Annotated in this window: 19 protein-coding genes and 2 pseudogenes; 10 read left to right on the top strand and 11 right to left on the bottom strand. The window is 61.1% G+C overall.

Features of this window, described 5'->3' with window-relative positions:
* Nucleotides 1–49: 49 nt before the first annotated feature.
* The 8 genes from ccoS to ccoN all read right to left on the bottom strand — a co-directional run bounded on the left by ccoS (nucleotide 50) and on the right by ccoN (nucleotide 8,133).
* Complete coding sequence (ccoS, locus tag HNQ71_RS07530) at nucleotides 50–205, bottom strand: cbb3-type cytochrome oxidase assembly protein CcoS (protein WP_184871878.1); 156 nt, start codon at nucleotides 203–205, stop codon at nucleotides 50–52.
* Complete coding sequence (locus HNQ71_RS07525; protein WP_184871877.1) at nucleotides 202–2,490, bottom strand: cation-translocating P-type ATPase; 2,289 nt, start codon at nucleotides 2,488–2,490, stop codon at nucleotides 202–204. The genes ccoS and HNQ71_RS07525 overlap by 4 nt, the downstream gene beginning before the upstream one ends.
* Nucleotides 2,487–2,984, bottom strand: a complete 498-nt coding sequence (locus tag HNQ71_RS07520) for a FixH family protein (RefSeq protein WP_184871876.1) — start codon at nucleotides 2,982–2,984, stop codon at nucleotides 2,487–2,489. Before HNQ71_RS07520 ends, HNQ71_RS07525 begins: the two co-directional genes overlap by 4 nt.
* Entirely contained in the window at nucleotides 2,981–4,540 is a 1,560-nt protein-coding gene (gene ccoG, locus HNQ71_RS07515; RefSeq protein ID WP_184871875.1) for a cytochrome c oxidase accessory protein CcoG, read from the bottom strand. The genes HNQ71_RS07520 and ccoG overlap by 4 nt, the downstream gene beginning before the upstream one ends.
* Before the next feature lie 210 nt (nucleotides 4,541–4,750).
* Nucleotides 4,751–5,614: a cytochrome-c oxidase, cbb3-type subunit III gene (ccoP, locus tag HNQ71_RS07510; RefSeq protein WP_184871874.1), complete on the bottom strand. Its 864-nt coding sequence runs from the start codon at nucleotides 5,612–5,614 to the stop codon at nucleotides 4,751–4,753.
* 2 nt (nucleotides 5,615–5,616) lie between these two features.
* Nucleotides 5,617–5,766, bottom strand: a complete 150-nt coding sequence (locus HNQ71_RS07505) for a CcoQ/FixQ family Cbb3-type cytochrome c oxidase assembly chaperone (RefSeq protein ID WP_023759205.1) — start codon at nucleotides 5,764–5,766, stop codon at nucleotides 5,617–5,619.
* 13 nt (nucleotides 5,767–5,779) lie between these two features.
* Nucleotides 5,780–6,511 (bottom strand): cytochrome-c oxidase, cbb3-type subunit II, encoded by a 732-nt coding sequence (gene ccoO, locus HNQ71_RS07500; RefSeq protein ID WP_184871873.1) that lies wholly within the window; start codon nucleotides 6,509–6,511, stop codon nucleotides 5,780–5,782.
* 11 nt (nucleotides 6,512–6,522) lie between these two features.
* A complete protein-coding gene (gene ccoN / locus HNQ71_RS07495) occupies nucleotides 6,523–8,133 on the bottom strand; it encodes a cytochrome-c oxidase, cbb3-type subunit I (protein WP_184871872.1) in 1,611 nt (536 codons plus the stop codon).
* 253 nt (nucleotides 8,134–8,386) lie between these two features.
* Between ccoN and HNQ71_RS07490 the strand changes: the two genes are divergently transcribed.
* Complete coding sequence (locus HNQ71_RS07490; protein WP_184872275.1) at nucleotides 8,387–8,797, top strand: hemerythrin domain-containing protein; 411 nt, start codon at nucleotides 8,387–8,389, stop codon at nucleotides 8,795–8,797.
* Nucleotides 8,798–8,864: 67 nt separating this feature from the next.
* On the opposite strand, the gene HNQ71_RS07485 is transcribed toward HNQ71_RS07490, so the two are convergent.
* Nucleotides 8,865–9,593, bottom strand: a complete 729-nt coding sequence (locus tag HNQ71_RS07485) for a Crp/Fnr family transcriptional regulator (protein ID WP_184871871.1) — start codon at nucleotides 9,591–9,593, stop codon at nucleotides 8,865–8,867.
* 156 nt (nucleotides 9,594–9,749) lie between these two features.
* On the opposite strand from HNQ71_RS07485, the gene hemN reads away from it, so the two are divergent.
* The gene (gene hemN / locus HNQ71_RS07480) at nucleotides 9,750–11,099 is read left to right on the top strand and encodes an oxygen-independent coproporphyrinogen III oxidase (protein WP_184872274.1); all 1,350 of its coding nucleotides are present in this window, start codon (nucleotides 9,750–9,752) and stop codon (nucleotides 11,097–11,099) included.
* Between the two features lie 11 nt (nucleotides 11,100–11,110).
* Here the strand turns inward: hemN and HNQ71_RS07475 are convergent, their stop codons facing one another.
* A complete protein-coding gene (locus tag HNQ71_RS07475; RefSeq protein WP_184871870.1) occupies nucleotides 11,111–11,542 on the bottom strand; it encodes a potassium channel family protein in 432 nt (143 codons plus the stop codon).
* Between the two features lie 501 nt (nucleotides 11,543–12,043).
* Between HNQ71_RS07475 and HNQ71_RS35800 the strand changes: the two genes are divergently transcribed.
* The 4 genes and pseudogenes from HNQ71_RS35800 to HNQ71_RS07455 form a co-directional block, all read left to right on the top strand.
* Nucleotides 12,044–12,598 (top strand): histidine kinase dimerization/phosphoacceptor domain -containing protein, encoded by a 555-nt coding sequence (locus HNQ71_RS35800; protein ID WP_425492185.1) that lies wholly within the window; start codon nucleotides 12,044–12,046, stop codon nucleotides 12,596–12,598.
* A 423-nt stretch (nucleotides 12,599–13,021) separates the two neighbouring features.
* Nucleotides 13,022–13,885 carry an SDR family oxidoreductase gene (locus HNQ71_RS07465; RefSeq protein ID WP_184871868.1) on the top strand — a complete coding sequence of 288 codons (864 nt, stop codon included), beginning with the start codon at nucleotides 13,022–13,024 and terminating at the stop codon, nucleotides 13,883–13,885.
* Nucleotides 13,886–13,922: 37 nt separating this feature from the next.
* Nucleotides 13,923–14,396, top strand: coding sequence for an SRPBCC family protein (locus tag HNQ71_RS07460; RefSeq protein WP_184871867.1), 474 nt, complete (start codon nucleotides 13,923–13,925; stop codon nucleotides 14,394–14,396).
* A gap of 40 nt (nucleotides 14,397–14,436) precedes the next feature.
* Nucleotides 14,437–15,066 (top strand): annotated as a pseudogene (locus HNQ71_RS07455) (oxidoreductase); the annotation flags it as partial.
* Nucleotides 15,067–15,452: 386 nt separating this feature from the next.
* Here the strand turns inward: HNQ71_RS07455 and HNQ71_RS07450 are convergent.
* Entirely contained in the window at nucleotides 15,453–15,914 is a 462-nt protein-coding gene (locus tag HNQ71_RS07450; protein ID WP_184871866.1) for a phasin, read from the bottom strand.
* A gap of 181 nt (nucleotides 15,915–16,095) precedes the next feature.
* Between HNQ71_RS07450 and HNQ71_RS35795 the strand changes: the two are divergent.
* The 4 genes and pseudogenes from HNQ71_RS35795 to HNQ71_RS07435 form a co-directional block, all read left to right on the top strand.
* Nucleotides 16,096–16,269, top strand: a pseudogene (locus HNQ71_RS35795) (hypothetical protein); the annotation flags it as partial.
* A gap of 71 nt (nucleotides 16,270–16,340) precedes the next feature.
* Nucleotides 16,341–16,718, top strand: coding sequence for a hypothetical protein (locus tag HNQ71_RS34765; RefSeq protein WP_246461250.1), 378 nt, complete (start codon nucleotides 16,341–16,343; stop codon nucleotides 16,716–16,718).
* 408 nt (nucleotides 16,719–17,126) lie between these two features.
* Entirely contained in the window at nucleotides 17,127–18,266 is a 1,140-nt protein-coding gene (locus tag HNQ71_RS07440) for a transporter substrate-binding protein (RefSeq protein WP_343068082.1), read from the top strand.
* Complete coding sequence (locus HNQ71_RS07435; protein ID WP_184871864.1) at nucleotides 18,263–18,847, top strand: ANTAR domain-containing response regulator; 585 nt, start codon at nucleotides 18,263–18,265, stop codon at nucleotides 18,845–18,847. The genes HNQ71_RS07440 and HNQ71_RS07435 overlap by 4 nt, the downstream gene beginning before the upstream one ends.
* The last annotated feature ends 2 nt before the right edge of the window (nucleotides 18,848–18,849 follow it).

The following is an 18,849-nucleotide window of genomic DNA, read 5'->3' as shown; positions in this document are numbered from 1 at the left end:
TCGTAGCGCAGTTTGGCTGACTCCCGCCCTGATCCTACTTCGTTCTGCATCAGCGCTCGCTCTTGTCTTCCAGATCGATGAGGATCCTCTCGGCGGCTCCATCAAGATCTTCATACTGGCCACTTTTCAAAGCCCACAGGAAGCCCCCAAGTCCAAGTGCCCCAAGGGAAAGGGCTACGGGTATGAGGTAGGTGAGGTTTGTCATGACGATCGGGCCAGTTCGTTGAAGTCGGATTGCCTGTTTCGGCGAACCTCCTTCGCCGGTGAATTTGGCATCGATGTTTGCAATCGCAGCGCATTTCCAATGACAAGCAGCGATGAGGCGGACATGGCGATCGCCGCTATCAATGGCGTCACGTGCCCAAGGATGGCGATCGGCACGGCGACAGCGTTGTAGATGATCGCGATCGCGATGTTCTGGCGGATCAGGTGTCCCGCCTTGCGCGAGACGTCAAGCGCCAGCGGCACAGCCAGAAGGCTTTCGCGCAGGAAGACGAAATCGGCCGCGTTGCGGCCAATGTCGGCGGCGGTGGCCGGTGCGATCGAGACATGCGCCGCGTTCAGCGCCGGCGTGTCGTTGAGGCCATCGCCAACCATCAGAACCTTATGTCCGTCTTTCGCCATGGTCTCGATGCGTTCGACCTTGCCGGACGGCAGCAGGCACGGAACGAAGTCGTCGACACCGAGCATTTTTGCAACTTCGCCGCAGGCGCCTGCGGTGTCACCCGACAGCATTTCCACCAACACCCCGGCGTCGTTCAATTGCCCGATCGCCGTCCTGGCGTCGGCACGCAGCGCGTCCTCGAAATCGAAGGTCGCGACAATGAAGCCGTCTTTTGTCAGGACCGTTCCGCCATAGCCATGCTTGCCTTCGCCACCGGTCCGGGCCTTCCATCCAGCCCACCCGCGCCGGCCCAGCCGCCAGGCGCTTCCTGCGTTAGTCGCTTCGATACCAAATCCCGGGTGCTCGGTGACGGCATCGAATTTGTGTTGCCCACTAGGAGCGGCAAAGCCGGCTATGGCCTTGGAAAACGGGTGGCGGGAATGCGCGGCCATGTCTGCAGCGATTGCCAGCATGGCCGGATCGATCGAGCCCGCATTGACCAGCCGGGGCTGTCCGAGCGTGAGCGTTCCGGTCTTGTCGAACACTGTGGTATCAATCGTCGCCAGGCGCTCCATGGCCGAACCATCCTTGACCATGATGCCGTTCTCGAACAGCCGCCGCGCGGCGACCACCTGCACGATCGGCACGGCGAGGCCGAGCGCGCACGGGCATGTGATGATCAGAACGGCAATGGCGATGGTAATCGCCCGGTGCCAGTCGCCAGTCGCCGCCATCCAGCCAAGGAATGTCGCGAAGGCGGTCAGATGAACCACCGGAGCATAGAGTGCTGAAACGCGATCGGCGATCCGGCGATAGTGCGCCCGCCCGCCCTCCGCGGCCTCCATCAGGCGAACCATTTGCGCCAGGAACGATTCCTTGGCGGCAGCTGTCGCCTCGATCGTCAGCGAGCCGGTAAGATTGAGGACACCGGCTTGCACGGTTTCGCCCGGCGCCACGTTTCGGGGCGTGCTCTCGCCGGAGACCAGTGAACAGTCCAGATCCGACGCCCCCTGAATGATCTTGCCGTCGACGGGGATTCTTTCGCCGGCTGCGATCAGCATCTGCATTCCCGGTTCGATCTCGCCAACCGGCAGATAGTCGCGGGCGCCGTCGCCGCGCAGCACCATGGCGCCGCGCGCGGCCAGCTGTGACAGGCCTTTCACCGCAGTCCGGGCACGCTCCCGCATCACATGATCCAGCGTGCGGCCGATCAACAGGAAGAACAGCAACGACACCGACGCGTCGAAATAGGCGTGGTCGCCATGGTTGATCGTCTCGTAGAGGCTCATGGCGTAGGCGAGCGACACCCCGACCGCGATCGGCACGTCCATGTTCATGCGGCCGTGGCGCAGCGCGTTCCAGGCCGAGCGGAAGAAGATGCCGCCGGCGAAGGCCAGCGCAGGAATGGCGATCAGCGCCGAGACCCAATGGAACAGGTCGCGGGTCGCGCCTTCGGCTCCGGACCAGACCGAGACCGAGAGCAGCATGATGTTGCCAGCCGCAAAGCCGGCAACAGCGACGGCGCGGATCAACTCCGAAAGCGTCTTGTCCTTGTCACCGACCTCCGGTTCGAACAGATGCGCCTCATAACCCAGCCGTCCCAGCGCGGCGACAAATGGTGGTACTTCGTTTCCACGCCAGCGGACCGCGACCCGCTTTGTCGACAGGTTCACGCGAGCGCCCTCGACGTGATCGAGCTTTCCAAGCGCCGTCTCGATCGCCTGGATGCAGGTGGCGCAATGAACAGTCGGCACCGAAAGGTCGGTTTGGTGAAGATCACCGCCAAGCGATCGGCTTGCCAGCCTGATCTCCTGGCTGGACGGAAGGACCGATGTGGTGCTGGCCAGATCCAGCGCCATTTCAGCACCCGGTGCACAACAGCTCATTTCAGCGCTCCATGGGAAATCATGATCCTGCGGACATCGCGGTATGGCTCTGCCAGACCGGCGTCGGCGTCGACTTCGACGATCCAGACGCCGTCCTTGGGGATGTGCTGGGCAGCAAATTCCTGGCCCGAGGCGACGGCAAGCGTGATGGCCTTGTCCTCCTTCTCGTAGGCGGGATGGCGAAACAGCACCTTGACGCCATGCAAGGCAACCGGCTTGCCGCCGGCGTCGGTAAGGCTATAGCGGACCTCGCCCCATGCGATGGTCAGCTTGCCGGTCCAGCCGAGGGCTGCCTGCGCGCGCCCTTCCTCGGCCTTCTTGTTGAACTGCTGGCTCGCGACATAGGTGTTTTCGACAACAAGGCCGGTCCAGCTCGTGTTGGCGAGCGTTGCCATCGTCAGATTGACCGCGATGACCACCCCGAAAAAGGCAAGGATGATCGCCAACATGTGCCTGCCTGTGAATTCCCGGGACTTTTGCGCCTTGGCGGTCATTTGGCGATCTCCGGTGCGTTGAACGTGGCGGTGTATTCGTCCGCCTCGAAGCTCGCCTTGTCCTCGACTCGGAACGTGAAGGTTTGCGCCGTGCCTCGGATCTGCTCCGCCGGCTGGCGTACAAAGACCTTCAGCATCTTCAGGCGGTCGGGCTCGACCGGAATGGTGAAAGAGCGGCCTGCCGGGATGTCGTCGCCGACAACGCTCATGTCAGCCCCGTACAAGCCTTGAATCGTGACGACGATCGTCCGCGGCTCGGGGATCATGTTGAGCAGCTTGACCGTGTAACCGTTTCGGATCGAACCGTCGGACAGCGTGACGAATTGCGGATTGCGGTCATGCAGCACGTTGACTTCGAGCCGGTCGCGCGCCAGGAGCGAATAGAGCAGGCCCAGGCCAATCAGCGACCACAAACCCATGTATACGTAGGTGCGCGGCCGAAAGATCTTGCGGATATGGAAATGCGAAACCTTATCGGAGAACAGGCCATCAGCTGTTCTGACCAGCGACGGATTGACCGAACTGGCGCCGCCAGCGGTCGCCAGCATCATGTTGGCATTGTAGTCGGACAGCGTCGCGTAGGAGATCAGCCCGCGCTCCTTGCCGAGCTTGTCCATGACGCCGTCGCAGGCGTCGATACAAAGCGCGCAGGTGATGCATTCGAGCTGCTGGCCATCGCGAATGTCGATCCCCATCGGACAGACGGCGACACAGGCATTGCAGTCGACGCAGTCGCCAACGGACTGCCCTGCGGCAAGCACCTTCTTGGCGTGACGTGAGCGCGGTTCGCCGCGCCAGTCATTGTAGGTGACGGTGAGCGAACTCTCGTCGAGCATGGCCGCCTGAATGCGCGGCCATGGGCACATATAGGTGCAGACCTGCTCACGCATCAGCCCGCCGAACGTATAGGTCGTCGCCGTCAGCACGGCGACGGTGATGTAGGCGACGGGTGCCGCGGTGCCGGTGAAGAGCTCGCCGACCAGCGTCGGCGCGTCGGCGAAATAGAAGATCCAGGCGCCGCCGGTCGCCGCGCCTATGACCAGCCATATGGCGTGTTTCGACACCCGCAGCACGAGCTTGCGGGCGGTCCAGGGGCCGGCATCGAGCTTGATACGAGCATTGCGGTCGCCCTCGATGGCACGCTCGACGACCAGAAACAGATCGACCCACACGGTTTGGGGACATGCGTAGCCGCACCAGGCACGGCCAACGGTCGACGTGATCAGGAAAAGACCGACGCCGGCCATCACCAGAAGGCCCGCCACATAGTAGAATTCTTGGGGCCAGATCTCGATGAAGAAGAAGTAGAAGCGCCGGTTGGCGAGATCGAGCAACACCGCCTGGTCCGGGGCAAACGGACCCCGATCCCAACGCAACCACGGCGTCAGATAATAGATGCCGAGCGTGATCGCCATCACGATCCATTTGAACTGGCGAAAGCTGCCCGCGGCGCGCTTTGGAAAGATCTTCTTGCGCGCGGCATACATTGGCTGGCGCACTCGGGCGGAGTTGACCGCCTCTGCTTCGAGCCGTTCTACCTGCGTATTGTCCAGCACCGGTGTCTCCAGTCGCGCCGCTTCTCATGTCGCCTGGGCAATCGGCCTGATTTCACTCAGTTAGGTATGCCAAGCGTGGAGACTTTGCCGCGGACTGGATTGCGCCGCGTTGATGCAGGTCAATCACCGCGGCCGCAAATCAAGTCGAGGCCCGGCAGAACCGGGCCTCGTCGCCTTGACGGTGAAGGGCAGGGAGTAGGCCTCCCGTTCCTATTCCCCACCGCCAAGCGAATGAATGTAGACCGCCAGTTCCTTGACCTTGGTCTCGCCCAGGCGTTCGCCCCAGGCCGGCATCACGCCCTGTTTCGGCGCGTGGATCTGGGCGGCAATGGCTGCCTCCCCGGACCCGTAGAGCCAGATCGCATCGGTCAGATCGGGGGCCCCGAATTCCTTGTTGCCTTTTGCGTTGTCGCCATGACAGGCCACGCAATTTTCGGCAAAGACCTTGGCGCCAGGCTCGATCAGACTGGCGTCCTTGACCTTGCCGGAGAGGCTGGCGACGTAGGCACTGACCTGGGCGATCTGGTCAGCAGTTATGATGTCACCGAAGGCCGGCATTTCCGACAGGCGCGTGTCGGGGTCGGTCGCGAAGCGGATGCCATGCGTGATCGTCTGCTGGATCTGCCCGGTCTTGCCGCCCCACAGCCAGTCGTCGTCGTTGAGGTTTGGGAAGCCTGCTGAGCCTTGGGCGCCCGAGCCATGGCACTGCACGCAATTGACCTTGAAGGCGGCGCCGCCGGCAGCGACGGCGAATTCGCGCAAGGCATCGTCCGCGGCAATCTCCGAAACGGTCTTCGACTCTACCGCCGCGACATATTTGCCCTTCGCGACTTCAGCCGCGGCCAACTCGTTCCCGACATCGTGGCGGCTGGAATAGCCGAGCACACCCGTGGTCGCCGAGTGCAGCAGCGGCCATGCCGGGTAGGCGATGGTGTAGCCGATGGCCCAGACCACAGTGATGTAAAATGTCCAGACCCACCAGCGCGGAAGCGGGTTGTTCAGCTCCCTTATGCCGTCCCATTCGTGGCCGGTGGTCGAGATGCCAGAGATTTCATCGATATGCTCGTCGCTCATGATCACTCGTCCTCAAGGGGAATCCGGGCAGCTTCGTCGGCCAGCTTGCGGCTGCCGGGGCGAAGGGCGAAGGCAATTGCGCCGACAAAGAAAAGCGCCATGGCGACCAAACCCCAGCTGTCAGCAAACTCTCGCATCAAATTGTAATCCATGGATAAAACTCCCTCAGCGGTAGCCGGCGGCTTCGTCGTAATTCTTGAAATCCACCAGCGTGCCAAGCATCTGCAGATAGGCTACGAGGGCATCCATTTCGGTGACCTGTTGCGGGTTGCCGTCGAAGTCGCCGACCTTGGCTTTTGGATAGCGCGCCTCCAGGCCCGAACTGTCGGCGTTCGGGTCGGCCTGTGCCATCAGATCGGCGTTGGCGTGCGCGATCATGTCGTCTGTGTAGGGGACGCCGACGCGCGCGTTGGCTACCAGATGCGTCGAGAAGTCCTTCACGTCGATCGGCGCGTCTTTGAGGAACGCGTAGCTCGGCATGATCGATTCCGGCACGACCGAACGTGGATCGGAAAGGTGATCTACGTGCCAGACATTCGAGTAGCGGTCGCCAACCCGGGCGAGGTCCGGTCCGGTGCGCTTCGATCCCCACTGGAAAGGATGATCGTACATCGACTCGGCCGCCAGGCTGTAGTGGCCATAGCGCTCGACTTCGTCGCGGAACGGCCTGATCATCTGGCTGTGGCAGAGGTAGCAACCCTCGCGCACATAGATGTTGCGCCCGGCAAGTTCGAGCGGTGAGTAAGGCCGCATGCCTTCCACCTTCTCGATCGTGTTGTCGAGATAGAAGAGCGGTGCGATCTCGACGATGCCGCCGACGGTCACCACAAGGAGGGAGCCGACGAGAAGAAGTGTAGCGTTCTTCTCGATCAGTGCGTGTTTGTCCATCAAGCCCATTTTCTGGCTCCTCATTCGGCAGGCTGAAGGGCGGGAACGGAGCCGGGTAGAGGCTCCTCCTCGCGCTGGTATCCAAGAATCGTCATGGTGATGTTCCAGGCCATGATCAGGGCGCCGGAGAGGTACATGGCTCCGCCGATGGCGCGCATGACATAGTAGGGGTGCATGGCGGCTACTGTTTCGGCGAAAGAGTAGACCAGGAAGCCCTGCTCGTCGTATTCGCGCCACATCAGGCCCTGCATGATGCCGGAGACCCACATGACCGCGGCGTAGACAACGATGCCGAGCGTCGCCAGCCAGAAGTGCCAGGTGACGAGCCGCAGCGAGTAGAGACGTTGACGGTTCCACAGCTTCGGCACCATGAAGTAGATTGCGCCGAACGAGATCATGCCGACCCAGCCGAGCGCACCGGAGTGCACGTGGCCAATGGTCCAGTCGGTATAGTGCGACAGCGAATTGACCGTCTTGATCGACATCATCGGGCCTTCGAAGGTCGACATGCCGTAGAAGGCGATGGCCATCACCATCATCCGGATGATGGGATCGGTGCGCAGCTTGTCCCAGGCGCCCGACAGCGTCATTAGACCGTTGATCATGCCGCCCCATGACGGCATCCACAGCATGATCGAGAACACCATGCCGAGCGTCTGCGCCCAGTCGGGCAGGGCGGTGTAGTGCAGGTGATGGGGCCCGGCCCAGATGTAGAGAAAGATGATTGCCCAGAAATGGACGATCGACAGGCGGTAGGAATAGACCGGCCGGTTCGCCTGCTTGGGCACGAAATAATACATCATGCCGAGGAAGCCCGCGGTCAGGAAGAAGCCGACGGCGTTGTGGCCGTACCACCACTGCGTCAAGGCGTCCTGGACCCCGGAAAAGGCGGAGTAGCTCTTGGAGCCGAGGAAGGAGGCCGGCATCGACAGGTTGTTGATCACATGCAGCATCGCGATGGTGACGATGAAGGAGAGGTAGAACCAGTTGGCGACGTAGATGTGCGGTTCCTTGCGCTTCAGGATCGTGCCGAGGAACAGGACGAGATAGGCGACCCACACGATGGTCAGCCAGATGTCGACATACCATTCGGGTTCCGCATATTCGCGGCTCTCGGTGATGCCGAGCAGGTAGCCGGTCGCGGCCATGACGATGAAGAGCTGGTAACCCCAGAACACGAACCAGGCGAGATCGCCGCCGAACAACCTGGCGCGGCAGGTGCGTTGGACGACATACATCGATGTGCAAAGCAGAGCATTGCCGCCGAAAGCGAAGACAACCCCGGATGTGTGCAGCGGACGGAGGCGGCCGAAATTGAACCAGGGCTGAATGTTGAGATCGGGATAGGCAAGCTGCAGCGCGATGACTACGCCGACAAGCATGCCGACAACACCCCAGAACATGGTGGCGATGGTGCCGTAGCGGACTGGCCCGTCCATATAGGCGGAAGGGTCGATCGGAGCGGCAGCTTCGAAGCTCGTGTTGCGAATGAGGATGGCGACAAAGCCAAGCAGCACAAAAAACAGCACCCACATATGCTGCCGGAAAGGCTCGTCCACCCCGAAGCCAGCGGCCACAAGAGCTGCAAACGTGAACAGGCCCAAAGCAAAGATTTGAGTGCCGAACTTCATGAGATGTCCCCGACCTCGGATTGTGATGTGCGGACGCCAATCCGCGTCGACACAAATTCAGCAGTCGGCCCATCGCCGCCTTGATTTATGTCAAGGCCATTTGACTTTGGATTGAGCAGCGTCGGTCGCACAAGCGATCAGGAGGCTGCCGTTGAACAGGGAGAAGGAACTGGGATCGTCGGCGAGCGAAACAAGCCGCGAGAATTCGATACTGGTAGGTCGATCTGGCCGGGAGGCGGTCCCGGCGGCGGTGATGAAACGTGCCCATCTGGAAAAGCTGCAACTCTGCGAGGCCCTCGAAAGAATCGCCGACACCTTGCCGAAGGTTGATCGTTTGAAATGCCTGAGCACGGCAAACGCAATTGTGCCGCTGTTGCGAAGCATCCATCAATACGAAGAGAGGGTCATCTTTCCGGTCTACGAGGCTGTTTTGACCGGTAGCGATGCCAACCTTGCTTCAACCCGGCGGTTGCGCGCCGAGCACGTCGAGGACGAATGCTTTGCCAGCGAGGTGACAGAAATTCTGCTGGCAATCGGCCATGGCGAGACGGTCGAGAATGCCGAGGCTGTCGGCTTCATGCTGCGCGGCTTCTTCGAAAGCTTGCGCCGGCATATCGCCTTTGAACGCGAGCACGTCTTGCCGATGATAGGGGTCGTGGACTGATCCTAGCTAGGGAAAGCGCCATGCGCTTTTCCCGGGGAAACCCGTTTCACACTTTCCTGGAATTGTTCTAGACGCCAGAGCGTCGCTGCAGCCGGGTCAAGTTGTCGACGGTGACTTCCCGGTTGTTCTCGATCCGGATCACGCCATCCGACCGCAACCTGGTCAGCTGGCGGCTCACCGTCTCGATCGTCAGACCCAGGAAATCGGCGATGTCGGCGCGGGTCAGCGGCAGATCGAAACTTGTCGACTGGGCGGCTGGGTCAAGTGTGGGGTCGATGTTCCTGGCGATCATCAGGAGAAAGCTCGCCACCTTTTCCGAAGCGCTCTTGCGCCCCAACGTCACCATCCAGTCGCGGGCTTCATCGAGTTCGTTCAGCGTCTGCTTGAGCAGACGATGCTCGAGTTCCGGCGATTCCTTCATCATCCGTTCGATGGCGGCCTTTGGAAACGAACACACGGAAACGGAGGTGGCGGCTTCGGCGTTGATTGCGCTTTCCACCTTGAACGGCCGCCCCAGAAAATCGGGCGCGAACTGGAGGCCGACGATCTGCTGGCGTCCGTCCGGCAGGCTCTTGGTGAGCTTCACCACGCCGGAAAGCACGTTGGAATAACTGTCGACGGTCTCAGTGTCGCCTATCAGTTCTGCGCCCGGTTCAACGGTATGTTTCGACGAGGTCTTGGCCAGGCCTGCCAGTTGATCGGGATCGAGCGCGCCGCAAACACCGCGATGCCGTGCCTCGCAAGATTGGCAGAGCACTGGGATGCCGGAACTGTGAACGTCTTGGCGCACCGTCATCTTGATCGTCCAAAGGATTCCATGTGCCCGCAAAGTAACATCGGCGGACAAGAAAACGTTGTGGCAGTTTGTCCGGGGGAAGCTTTGACCGAAATCAAGGCCGCGGGCATCCAATGTGGCCAATATCGCGCCATGCAAAGGGGAGCGAATAGCGACATGCGGCCAGAATTAGTTGCCAGACTTGGTGAGAACGTGCCGCGCTACACCAGCTACCCGACAACGCCGCATTTTCATTCAGGTATTGATGCTGCCGTCTGCCGTGACTGGCTGCGGGCGCTCGACGAGGGCGACGAAATCTCGCTCTATCTGCACATCCCGTACTGCGACAAGCTCTGTTGGTTCTGTGCCTGCCATACCAAGCAGACACGCCATTACGAGCCGGTGACCACGTATCTGCGCTCGCTGCATGCGGAGATCGCCACCGTCGCCGGTCTTGTCGCAGGCAAGGGCCGCGTGCGTGCCATCCATTTCGGCGGCGGTTCCCCGACGATGCTCAAACCCGAAGATATGGTGGCGCTGGGAACCGCCCTGCGCAACAGCTTCTCCTTGCTTCCCGGCGCCAAGATCAGCGTTGAAATCGAACCCAACGATATGGACGATGCCCGCCTCGATGCGCTTGCGGAAATCGGCATGACAAGGGCGAGCCTCGGCGTTCAGGATTTCGATCCGAAGGTGCAAAAGGCGATCAACCGCGAGCAGAGCTTCCTGCAGACCAAGACGGTAGTCGACGGCGTTCGTTCGCGCGGCGTCGAATCGGTCAATCTCGACCTGCTCTACGGTCTGCCGCACCAGACCAGGGAGAGCGTCGCTTCTACGGTCACGCAGGCACTGACCCTGGAACCGGATCGGATCGCGCTCTTTGGCTACGCGCATGTACCGTGGTTCAAGAAACATCAGACGATGATCGACGATGCCTGGCTGCCGGGTCCCGCGGAGCGCTTTGCCCAGTCGCAACTGGCTGCCCAGGCGATTGTAGACAATGGATACGAGGCAATCGGGCTCGACCATTTCGCCAAACCGGGCGATGCGCTGGCGATTGCGGCACGCGCCGGGACTTTGCACCGGAACTTTCAGGGTTACACCGAGGATCGTTGCGAAACCTTGATCGGCTTCGGCCCGTCGTCCATCAGCAAGTTCCGGCAAGGCTATGCACAGAACATGCCTTCGACCACCGAGTATGGGCGCATGGTCGCAGATGGCGGGTTGGCCGCGGTCCGTGGGATTGCGTTTTCCGACGATGACCGCGTTCGCGGCTGGATCATCGAGCGACTGATGTGCGATTTCGGGTTTTCGGCGATCGAGCTGGTGGAACGCTTTGGCGAAGCCGGACAAAGACTCCTCGCCAAAGCGAGTTCCACGGCTCTTCACGATCCTGCACGCTTGCTTGAACTTGATGGTGATCGCTTCGTCGTGCCTGCGGAAAGCCGGCCCTTTGTCAGGAGCATCGCGGCAAAGTTCGACAAATATTTCGAAACTGGCAAGGCCAGGCATTCGGTCGCGGTCTGAACATCGAGCGGTCAGAAATGCTCGCCGGCCTTGAACGGACCGATGCGGGTGCCTGCCGCGATCAGATAGGCGGTCGACCAGCCAATGAGCAGGAACCCGTTCACACCCTCGAGCGCCGCCAGGACACGCCACGCGTGAGCGGGCACAATGTCGCCGTAGCCAACCGTCGAGAAGGTGATGGTGGAAAAGTAAAGGGCGGTTTCGAAATCGGCGAAGATATCGAGCAATCGATATAGTCCTGCCCAGAGCCACACCTCTGCGGTCATCACCGCAAAGAGACCCATCACAACGCTGATCATCGCGATAATTCGGCTGCGGCGCCCGTGCATACGAAACCGGGCGACCAGGTGCCCCATCGCATGTGTGACGGCGATCAGACCAAAGGTATGGATCAGGACCGTCAGGCTTATGACGATGGTGCCGATGAGCAGATTGAGGATCATGCGCGGACCGTACCGGTGAGTATCGTTGATTACATTGTGCCGGATCAAGTTCGATAGACCGAACTGTGGTTTTCAGACACGCACTGGCGATGGGAGCGTGAGCTTTTAATTGACCGGTACGCCCAAGCAAGCACTAGGCACGTACCTGAGCTCCTCGATCGAGCTCGATCAGCTCCAAAATCGGACGTCGACGATGCTATTCAGAAACCAGCACGCAACTGCTGGATTTATGGTGGGTCCAATGGTTGGTCCCAGGAACAATCTGAATTAAGTTCCTGTTTTTAGTAGATAATATTGAATATATGGCGGAAACACCGGATCTGACATGCGGCGTCAATCCATCGTGCGAAACAAATCTGGCACACGAAAGGGCAGAAACGGACGGCGACTTTGACGTCGGCGCGTTGCTGCCCACGACACTCAACAGCAAGGCCGGCTAATTGTCGCGATATAGGGACACTGCGGTGCATTGCGCCGATCTTGTAGCGGCGCGTTGCTGGAATGCATCGTGAGGGCCCACGTGCACTTTGCGCCGGGCTCGTCGAGCGGACCGGTGCAACCTATGAAGCCACTTCTCGAGTGAGCGCGTACGCGGCCGCTGGCGCCATTGCGGAGCTGACCGCTGTGCTTGAGCCGAAGATCCTACTGCTCCAGCAACTCGATCACCGCGTTAAGAACAGTCTGACGCTGATCAGCGCGCTGCGCTTGCAGGCGCACACCATCGAAGGTCCTGCGATGTCCGCAAAGCTCGAAACAATGCTGGAGCGCGTCGATGTCGTAGCGACCGTTCATCGGCGGGCCTATCAGTCGGATGACATGCGGCGTTTCGACGTCTCCGCTTTCGCCGAAAATCTTGGGAGCGACGTCACCGATATTAGCGGGCGCACGGACGCTAGCCTCGTCGCCACGGCTGCTCCCCTCATCGGCCGAATCCTCCGCCGTCGGGCTAATCCCCAACGAGGTGGTGGCCAACGCGATCAAGCACGCCTATGCCAACGTTCGCGCCGGCATGCTCACAATCGTCAGCCGATCCGAGGGCCGCCGAGGCATCCTTGACATCTGTGACGACGGACCCGGCATGAAGGCTCCCGCGAGCCCAAGCAGGATGGTCTCGTCCGAATGCTGCGGCAAATCCAGGCCGAGGTGATCTGGTCAGACGTGCATCCAGGAACGAACGTCACACTCACCGTTCCTCTGGTGACCTGAGCTGAAGCATTGCGCACCAGAACTCCATGAAACCGTTTGTGGCCCATCCACATGCGAAGTGCACGTTTGGGCAGGCATGGTCCAGGTGTTCCCGGCAAACTTTGCCATGCTGGACGCCCAAGCCGCAGCACTCGACGCTGCCGCCTCGTTCCTCCGATCAAGGCTTCTATCGTTCCACCAGTGAGACGGTGCGTCTACATTAGTCGGCTAGTGGGTATAAATTTGGGTCGTTAGATTGTTACCAGACTTAACAACCAACCAGGAGTAACCTCTATGACCATCCTCGTAACTGGCGCGACCGGCAATGTAGGCCGCAACGTTGTCGAACAACTTGTGAACCGCGGCGCCGACGTGCGCGTTCTGGTTCGCGACCCGTCCAAGGCCAATTTCCCGGCCGGCGTCGAAGTCGCCCAAGGCGACCTGCTCGACGTCGACGCGCTGCGCAGCGCCTTCTCAGGCGTATCCACGCTGTTCCTGCTGAACGGGGTCGTGGCCGACGAATATACCCAGGCGCTCGTCGCCTTGGCCGTTGCTCGCGAACTCGGCATCGAGCGGATTGTTTATCTCTCGGTGATCCACAGCGACATCTACGTGAACGTGCCGCACTTCGCGGGCAAGTTCGGCGTCGAACGGATGATCGAGCAGATGGGCCTCAACGCCACCATTCTGCGCCCCGCCTACTTCATGGACAACGACATCACCATTAAGGACGTGATCACCGGCTACGGCATCTACCCCATGCCGGTCGGCAGCAAGGGCCTTGCCATGATCGACGCCCGCGACGTTGGCGAGATCGCTGCGATCGAGCTCATCCGCCGCGAGCGGTCGTCCACGCCGCTCCCGCTCAACCGCATCAACCTGGTCGGCCCGGATACGCTCACGGGCGCCGATGCCGCGGCGATCTGGACGGGCGTCCTCGGCCGCCCGATCGCCTACCCCGGCGATGACACCGCGGGATTTGAGCAGAACCTGCGACAGTTCATGCCGAGCTGGATGGCCCTCGACATGCGGCTGATGGCCGAGCGCTTCCTGACCGACGGAATGATCCCGGAAACCGGCGATGTCGATCGACTGACCACCCTGCTGGGCCGCCCGCTGCGGTCGTACCGCGACTACGCCGCTCAGATCGCTGCATGAGCGGTGCTGTCCACAACACCCAACCAAGGAACACACTATGATCTACTCAACTGCAACCGTTCCGGTGAACCCCGCCGGCGAGACCACGCTCACGCGCGAACAGGTCTGGAAGGGCCTTGAGCTGAAGGCGCGTGATGCGCGCCTGTTCCTCCCGCCCGGCCTCTGCACGCGCTGCGACGTCGTGGAAGAGAGCGCGACCCACTTCGTGCGCGAAGCCACGATCGCTGGCGCCGACCTCCGCGAAATCATCACCCTTGAGCCGCAAAGCAAGGTCACCTTCTTCCAGGCGACCGGCCCACGCGAAGGCGCGATCATCAACGAGCTGTTCGAGGATGATGCCGGTGAGTTGCAGCTCAAGTTCTATTGTTACATCGGTCTTCGCGGCAAAGAACCGAATGGCCCCGAGGAGCAGGCTGAGCAAACGCAGTTGGATAGCGAGAAGGGTTACAAATCCGCTCTGCTGTCGACGCTGAAACGCACCCGTGAGCTGCTTGCCGCAGGCAGACTCTAATTCTCAGCCCCCGACAAACCCAACAACGAGGAGAAAACACGTGACCTATGTCTGGTCCACATTCAAACTCGGCAACCGGCAACTGCCGCATCGCCTCGCCATGGCGCCGATGACCCGAAGCCGGGCCAAGCCCGCCGGAACACCCGGTGATCTGGCTCCCGAGTATTACGCACAGCGCGCCACGATGGGTCTTCTGATCACCGAGGGCACCCAGCCGTCCGAAGACGGGCAGGGTTATCTGGCCACACCAGGGATCTACAACGACAATCACGTGGCAGGGTGGCGGAAGGTTGCCGACGCCGTCCATGAGGCGGGCGGTCGTCTGTTCATCCAGCTCATGCATGTCGGCCGCAGATCCCATCCGGAAAACACGCCGCACCATCGCCAGCCGGTTGCGCCTTCGGCGATTGCCTCCGGTGAAAACATGTTCACGGTTAAAGGCATGCTGCCGGTTCCGGAACCTCGCGAGCTCACAACCGCTGAAGTTCGGCAGACCATCGCCGATTTCGCAAACGCCGCCAAGCGCGCGATCGAAGCGGGAGCCGACGGTGTCGAAGTTCACGGTGCGAATGGGTATCTGGTGCACCAGTTTCTTGCGCCGAACGCCAATAAGCGCACCGACGAATTCGGTGGTTCTCTTGAGAACCGCGCACGGTTCGCGATTGAGGTGGAATGATTCAGACCCGCTCGAACGCCGCCGAAAATACGCCAATCTGCGACGTAACACACTGAAAACAAAAATAAATCTCTTCAGGGACAATCAGCGACAATCGGCACGCAGAGATTGGCTTTGACGGACCGTCTGACGGACCTCCCGCATATTGCCCACCCGAATTTTTCTAAGTACCGTCAGAGCCAATGAGGCTCGTGACGGTACTTTTTTGCGCCTTAAGGCATTGAAGGAAAAGGGAATTGCCTGCCACTGAGCCTCGAAATTGTACTGGTACTTTTCAGGAGGCAAATAGGTATGCTGGCGGACGCCGCTCTTAAGGTAGTCGCGGCTCTCCTAATGGAGAGCCGCGACAACCCGCCCCGCTCTATCCGCCCCAGAAAAAGCTAGGCGACCTTGAGGTCCTTGACCGCCTTCTCGAAGGCGGACTTGATCGGCTTGGATACGTCCTCGACGGCTTTGGTCGTGACGGCCTGAAGTTCCCTGGTCTGCTCGACGGCACTTTCAACCTGCTTACGGACGAAGGCGGCCTGCAGTTCAACGAATTCGGAAGGCGACTTTACGGCAATTAGGGCTTCGAAATGCGAGAAGGCGGCTTCAGTGTTGGCGCGCAGAACGGCAATTGTCTTGAGCGACAGGTTGCTGGAAGCGGCTTTGGCGGATGCGAAGCTCGTCTCGAGAGCCTTCTGGGTCGTCTCCGAATCCGCCTTGAATTTGGCGAGAACTTCTTTCGACTGCTCAACGCCCTTTTCCGTGAAAGCGCTGACCTGCTCGATGGCCTTGGATGCATCAAAAGCGGGGTACGCGTTTTCGATAAATTCAGCGGTCTTTTCAGTGGTCTTGGACATCGTTCCATCCTTTGTTTGGGGGCGACTTTTAAGAAGCCTTCGCATTTGTATTAGCATTACCTAACGGAAGTTTGTGTGCAATGCAACATCTTTGTTGCGCTGCACCATGACTTTTGACCACCCGTCCCGCACGGAGCGGAACGGACTACCCGGCCCCGGCCGGTTCAGCGAGTCTCGTTGACTGGCTGCCGCATCGGCGCATAGTGTCGTCGACGAACGCGATGTCCCTATTTGGCGCGCGGCGGAGCATCCGATCCAGAATGTCAGCTTTCGTGAAGGCGATCCCGCGGCACTCACGTTCGACCGACCGTTCGACGCCGTGATCGGCCGCTACGTTCTGATGTTTCAACCTGATCCTGTCGCTATGGTGCGTGGCGTCGCTCGTCATGTCAGGCCTGGAGGGACCATCGTCTTCCATGAGCGGGATTGGGACGGCTGTCGATCCAGCCCGCCGGCGCCGACCTACCACCATTGCTGTCCATGGATCGTCGACACGTTTCGGCACAGCGGTATCGAGACCAATATGGGCATCAAGCTCGATGCAGCATTCCGTGCGGCTGTATTGCCCGCGCCCTCAATGCACATGGAGGCGGTCGTCGGGGAACCAAGGGCGGATTCGAATGGTCACACCAGACCGCCGAACTCATTGTCACGATGCTGCTGGAAATCCAAAGCCGGGGAGTTGCGACGGTCGCTGAGGTCGATATTGAAACTTTGGGACAGCGCATGCAGCGCGAAATCGAGGCGGGTAGTGTGATCGTGAGTCGCTCGGAAGTGGGCGCCTGGTCGCATGCCTCGAACTAGCCACAACAAGACTGGAGCGACAGGTAGTCCGTACCAATCCTTTCCTGGCCACCCATCTCGAACGACTGCTTCGCGCCTCATCTCGGTCGTAGAGGTCAGCCTCGCTGCTTCACGAAAGCGGACATGCTTGCGACCACTTGGAGGTCGTGACTACGCCAGGATCGGGCATTCCCCTTGCCGGATTGAAGGCAGTCGATCGGCTCGCATTCTAACCGGCGGCCTTCAGTAGCCCGGCCGATTCGAGCAAGTCGCCGTTGACAAGCGTGCGCCTGCTCGTGTTCTATTTCGCAAGCGCACATTTTTCCGCGTAACACATCGCGTCCGGCTTGGCCGGGCAAGGGCAGCATGGCCTCGCCGCGTCTCATGGAGCATGAGATGCGTGTGGGGCCTTTGTTTTTTGAGGTCCGGGTGAAGACGTTCAGGGTCGGTATCCTCTATTCGACCACCGGCCCCTACGGGGCGATCGGCCGCGATTGCCGCGCCGGGGCCGAGTTCGCCATCGAGGAACTCGAGAAGGCCGGCAGCCCCGTGCGCATCGAGCTGGTGTTCGGCGATCCCGCCGGACAGCCGGAACGCTACCTCGATCTGATCCGCACCATGCTGCGCGACGAGGGCTGCCGCAATGTCATCGGCACCATCACCTCGCTGTCGCGCAAGGACGTCATCCCGCTGGTCGAGAAATATGACGGGCTGCTCTGGTACATCTGCCCCTACGAGGGTTTCGAGGCCAACGAGAACGTCATCTACACCGGCGCCTGTCCCAACCAGCATCTGATACCGCTGTTCGACTATATGCTGCCGCGCCACGGCAAGCGCGTCTATCTTGCCGGCGCCAACTATGTCTGGGGCTGGGAGATGAACCGGCTGGCGCGCGAGCTGCTGCTGCGCGCCGGCGGCGCGGTGTTGGGCGAACGCTATCTGCCGATCGAGGAGACCGATGTCGGCCTGCTGATCACCGATCTGGAGCGCCACCGGCCGGACTTCATCCTCAACAACATGGTCGGCCCTTCGAGCTATGCCTTCCTTGCCGCCGTCAAGCGGCTGGCCGAGCGCGATCCCGCCTTCGCGCCGGAACGCTGTCCGGTGCTGAGCTGCGATCTGACGGAATGCGAGCTCGGCGAGATCGAGCCGGGCGTGGCCATCGGCCAGCTCTCCACGGCCTCTTATTTCGAAAGCCTGGCGTCGTTCGAGAACCGCGCCTTCAAGCAACGCGTCGCCGCCCGTTTCGGCGCCGAGCGGCGCGTCTCCAGCTTCTTTGCCGGCGCCTACGCCGCCGTGAAACTTTGCGCCGAGGCGGTGTCGGAGGCCGACCGCGACGACCCCGCCAGCGTGCGCGGCTTCCTGCATGCCCGGCCGCGGCAGACCGTGCTCGGGGCCCTAGCCATCGATCCGCGCACCAACCATGCCGCCCTGCCCTTCCACCTTGGCCGCATCAACGAGCGGGCGGGCTTCGACATCATCGCTTCGCATGGCGCCATCGCCGCCGACCCTTATCTCGTCGGTACGCTGCCCATCCAGCACGCCCCGCATCTGAGGGTGGTGCAATGACGCGCACACCGAGTTTCGTTTCCTGGCGCGCCGCGATCCTGCATCGCGCCGACGACAATATCGAGCGCCTGAAGCGGCAGCTCGAACGTCTCGGCGTCACCGTGCTGGTACAGTGGAAGCCGCTCGAGCTTGCCGAGACGCCGGCCGATATCGTCCTCGTCGACGCCGACCAGGGCTGGGACGATCTGTTGCCATGGGATGGCGACGACGCGCCGGTTCCGATGGTCGCGCTCTTGGGCTCTGAAGCGCCGGGCCGCATCGCCTGGGCGCTGGCAAAGGGCGCCGGCGCGATCATGGCAAAGCCGGTCATCGCCTCCTCGGTCTACCCGGCGCTGGTACTCGCCACGCACGCGCACCACGAACGCACGGCTGTACAGGCGCGCATCGCCGGCCTTGAGGAGCGCCTACGGCTGCGGCCGATCGTCTATGACGCGATGCGCTCGATCATGGCCGCGCAGGGCACGGATGAGGCCGGCGCCTATCGCATCCTGTGTCACCTCGCCATGCAGCGCCGGCTCATCGTCGAGCATGTCGCGGCCGCCATCGTCGCCGGGCATGAGCCCGTGCCGCGGGCGATGTAGGC

This window comes from Mesorhizobium sangaii (assembly GCF_014207355.1).
GTDB lineage: Bacteria > Pseudomonadota > Alphaproteobacteria > Rhizobiales > Rhizobiaceae > Mesorhizobium > Mesorhizobium sangaii.
Note: the sequence above shows the minus strand (reverse complement) of the source record. Positions and strands in the feature narration are given on the sequence as shown.

Excerpts from the sequence above, each read along its gene's own strand:
- HNQ71_RS07525 (WP_184871877.1), bottom strand. The coding sequence starts at position 2,490 with ATGAGCTGTTGTGCACCGGGTGCTGAAATGGCGCTGGATCTGGCCAGC.
- HNQ71_RS07475 (WP_184871870.1), bottom strand. The coding sequence starts at position 11,542 with ATGATCCTCAATCTGCTCATCGGCACCATCGTCATAAGCCTGACGGTC.
- ccoP (WP_184871874.1), bottom strand. The coding sequence starts at position 5,614 with ATGAGCGACGAGCATATCGATGAAATCTCTGGCATCTCGACCACCGGC.
- hemN (WP_184872274.1), top strand. The coding sequence starts at position 9,750 with ATGCGGCCAGAATTAGTTGCCAGACTTGGTGAGAACGTGCCGCGCTAC.
- HNQ71_RS07505 (WP_023759205.1), bottom strand. The coding sequence starts at position 5,766 with ATGGATTACAATTTGATGCGAGAGTTTGCTGACAGCTGGGGTTTGGTC.
- ccoN (WP_184871872.1), bottom strand. The coding sequence starts at position 8,133 with ATGAAGTTCGGCACTCAAATCTTTGCTTTGGGCCTGTTCACGTTTGCA.
- HNQ71_RS07485 (WP_184871871.1), bottom strand. The coding sequence starts at position 9,593 with ATGACGGTGCGCCAAGACGTTCACAGTTCCGGCATCCCAGTGCTCTGC.
- HNQ71_RS07435 (WP_184871864.1), top strand. The coding sequence starts at position 18,263 with ATGACGCGCACACCGAGTTTCGTTTCCTGGCGCGCCGCGATCCTGCAT.
- HNQ71_RS07460 (WP_184871867.1), top strand. The coding sequence starts at position 13,923 with ATGATCTACTCAACTGCAACCGTTCCGGTGAACCCCGCCGGCGAGACC.
- ccoS (WP_184871878.1), bottom strand. The coding sequence starts at position 205 with ATGACAAACCTCACCTACCTCATACCCGTAGCCCTTTCCCTTGGGGCA.
- ccoO (WP_184871873.1), bottom strand. The coding sequence starts at position 6,511 with ATGGGCTTGATGGACAAACACGCACTGATCGAGAAGAACGCTACACTT.
- HNQ71_RS07520 (WP_184871876.1), bottom strand. The coding sequence starts at position 2,984 with ATGACCGCCAAGGCGCAAAAGTCCCGGGAATTCACAGGCAGGCACATG.
- HNQ71_RS07490 (WP_184872275.1), top strand. The coding sequence starts at position 8,387 with ATGAAACGTGCCCATCTGGAAAAGCTGCAACTCTGCGAGGCCCTCGAA.
- HNQ71_RS35800 (WP_425492185.1), top strand. The coding sequence starts at position 12,044 with ATGCATCGTGAGGGCCCACGTGCACTTTGCGCCGGGCTCGTCGAGCGG.
- HNQ71_RS07450 (WP_184871866.1), bottom strand. The coding sequence starts at position 15,914 with ATGTCCAAGACCACTGAAAAGACCGCTGAATTTATCGAAAACGCGTAC.
- HNQ71_RS07465 (WP_184871868.1), top strand. The coding sequence starts at position 13,022 with ATGACCATCCTCGTAACTGGCGCGACCGGCAATGTAGGCCGCAACGTT.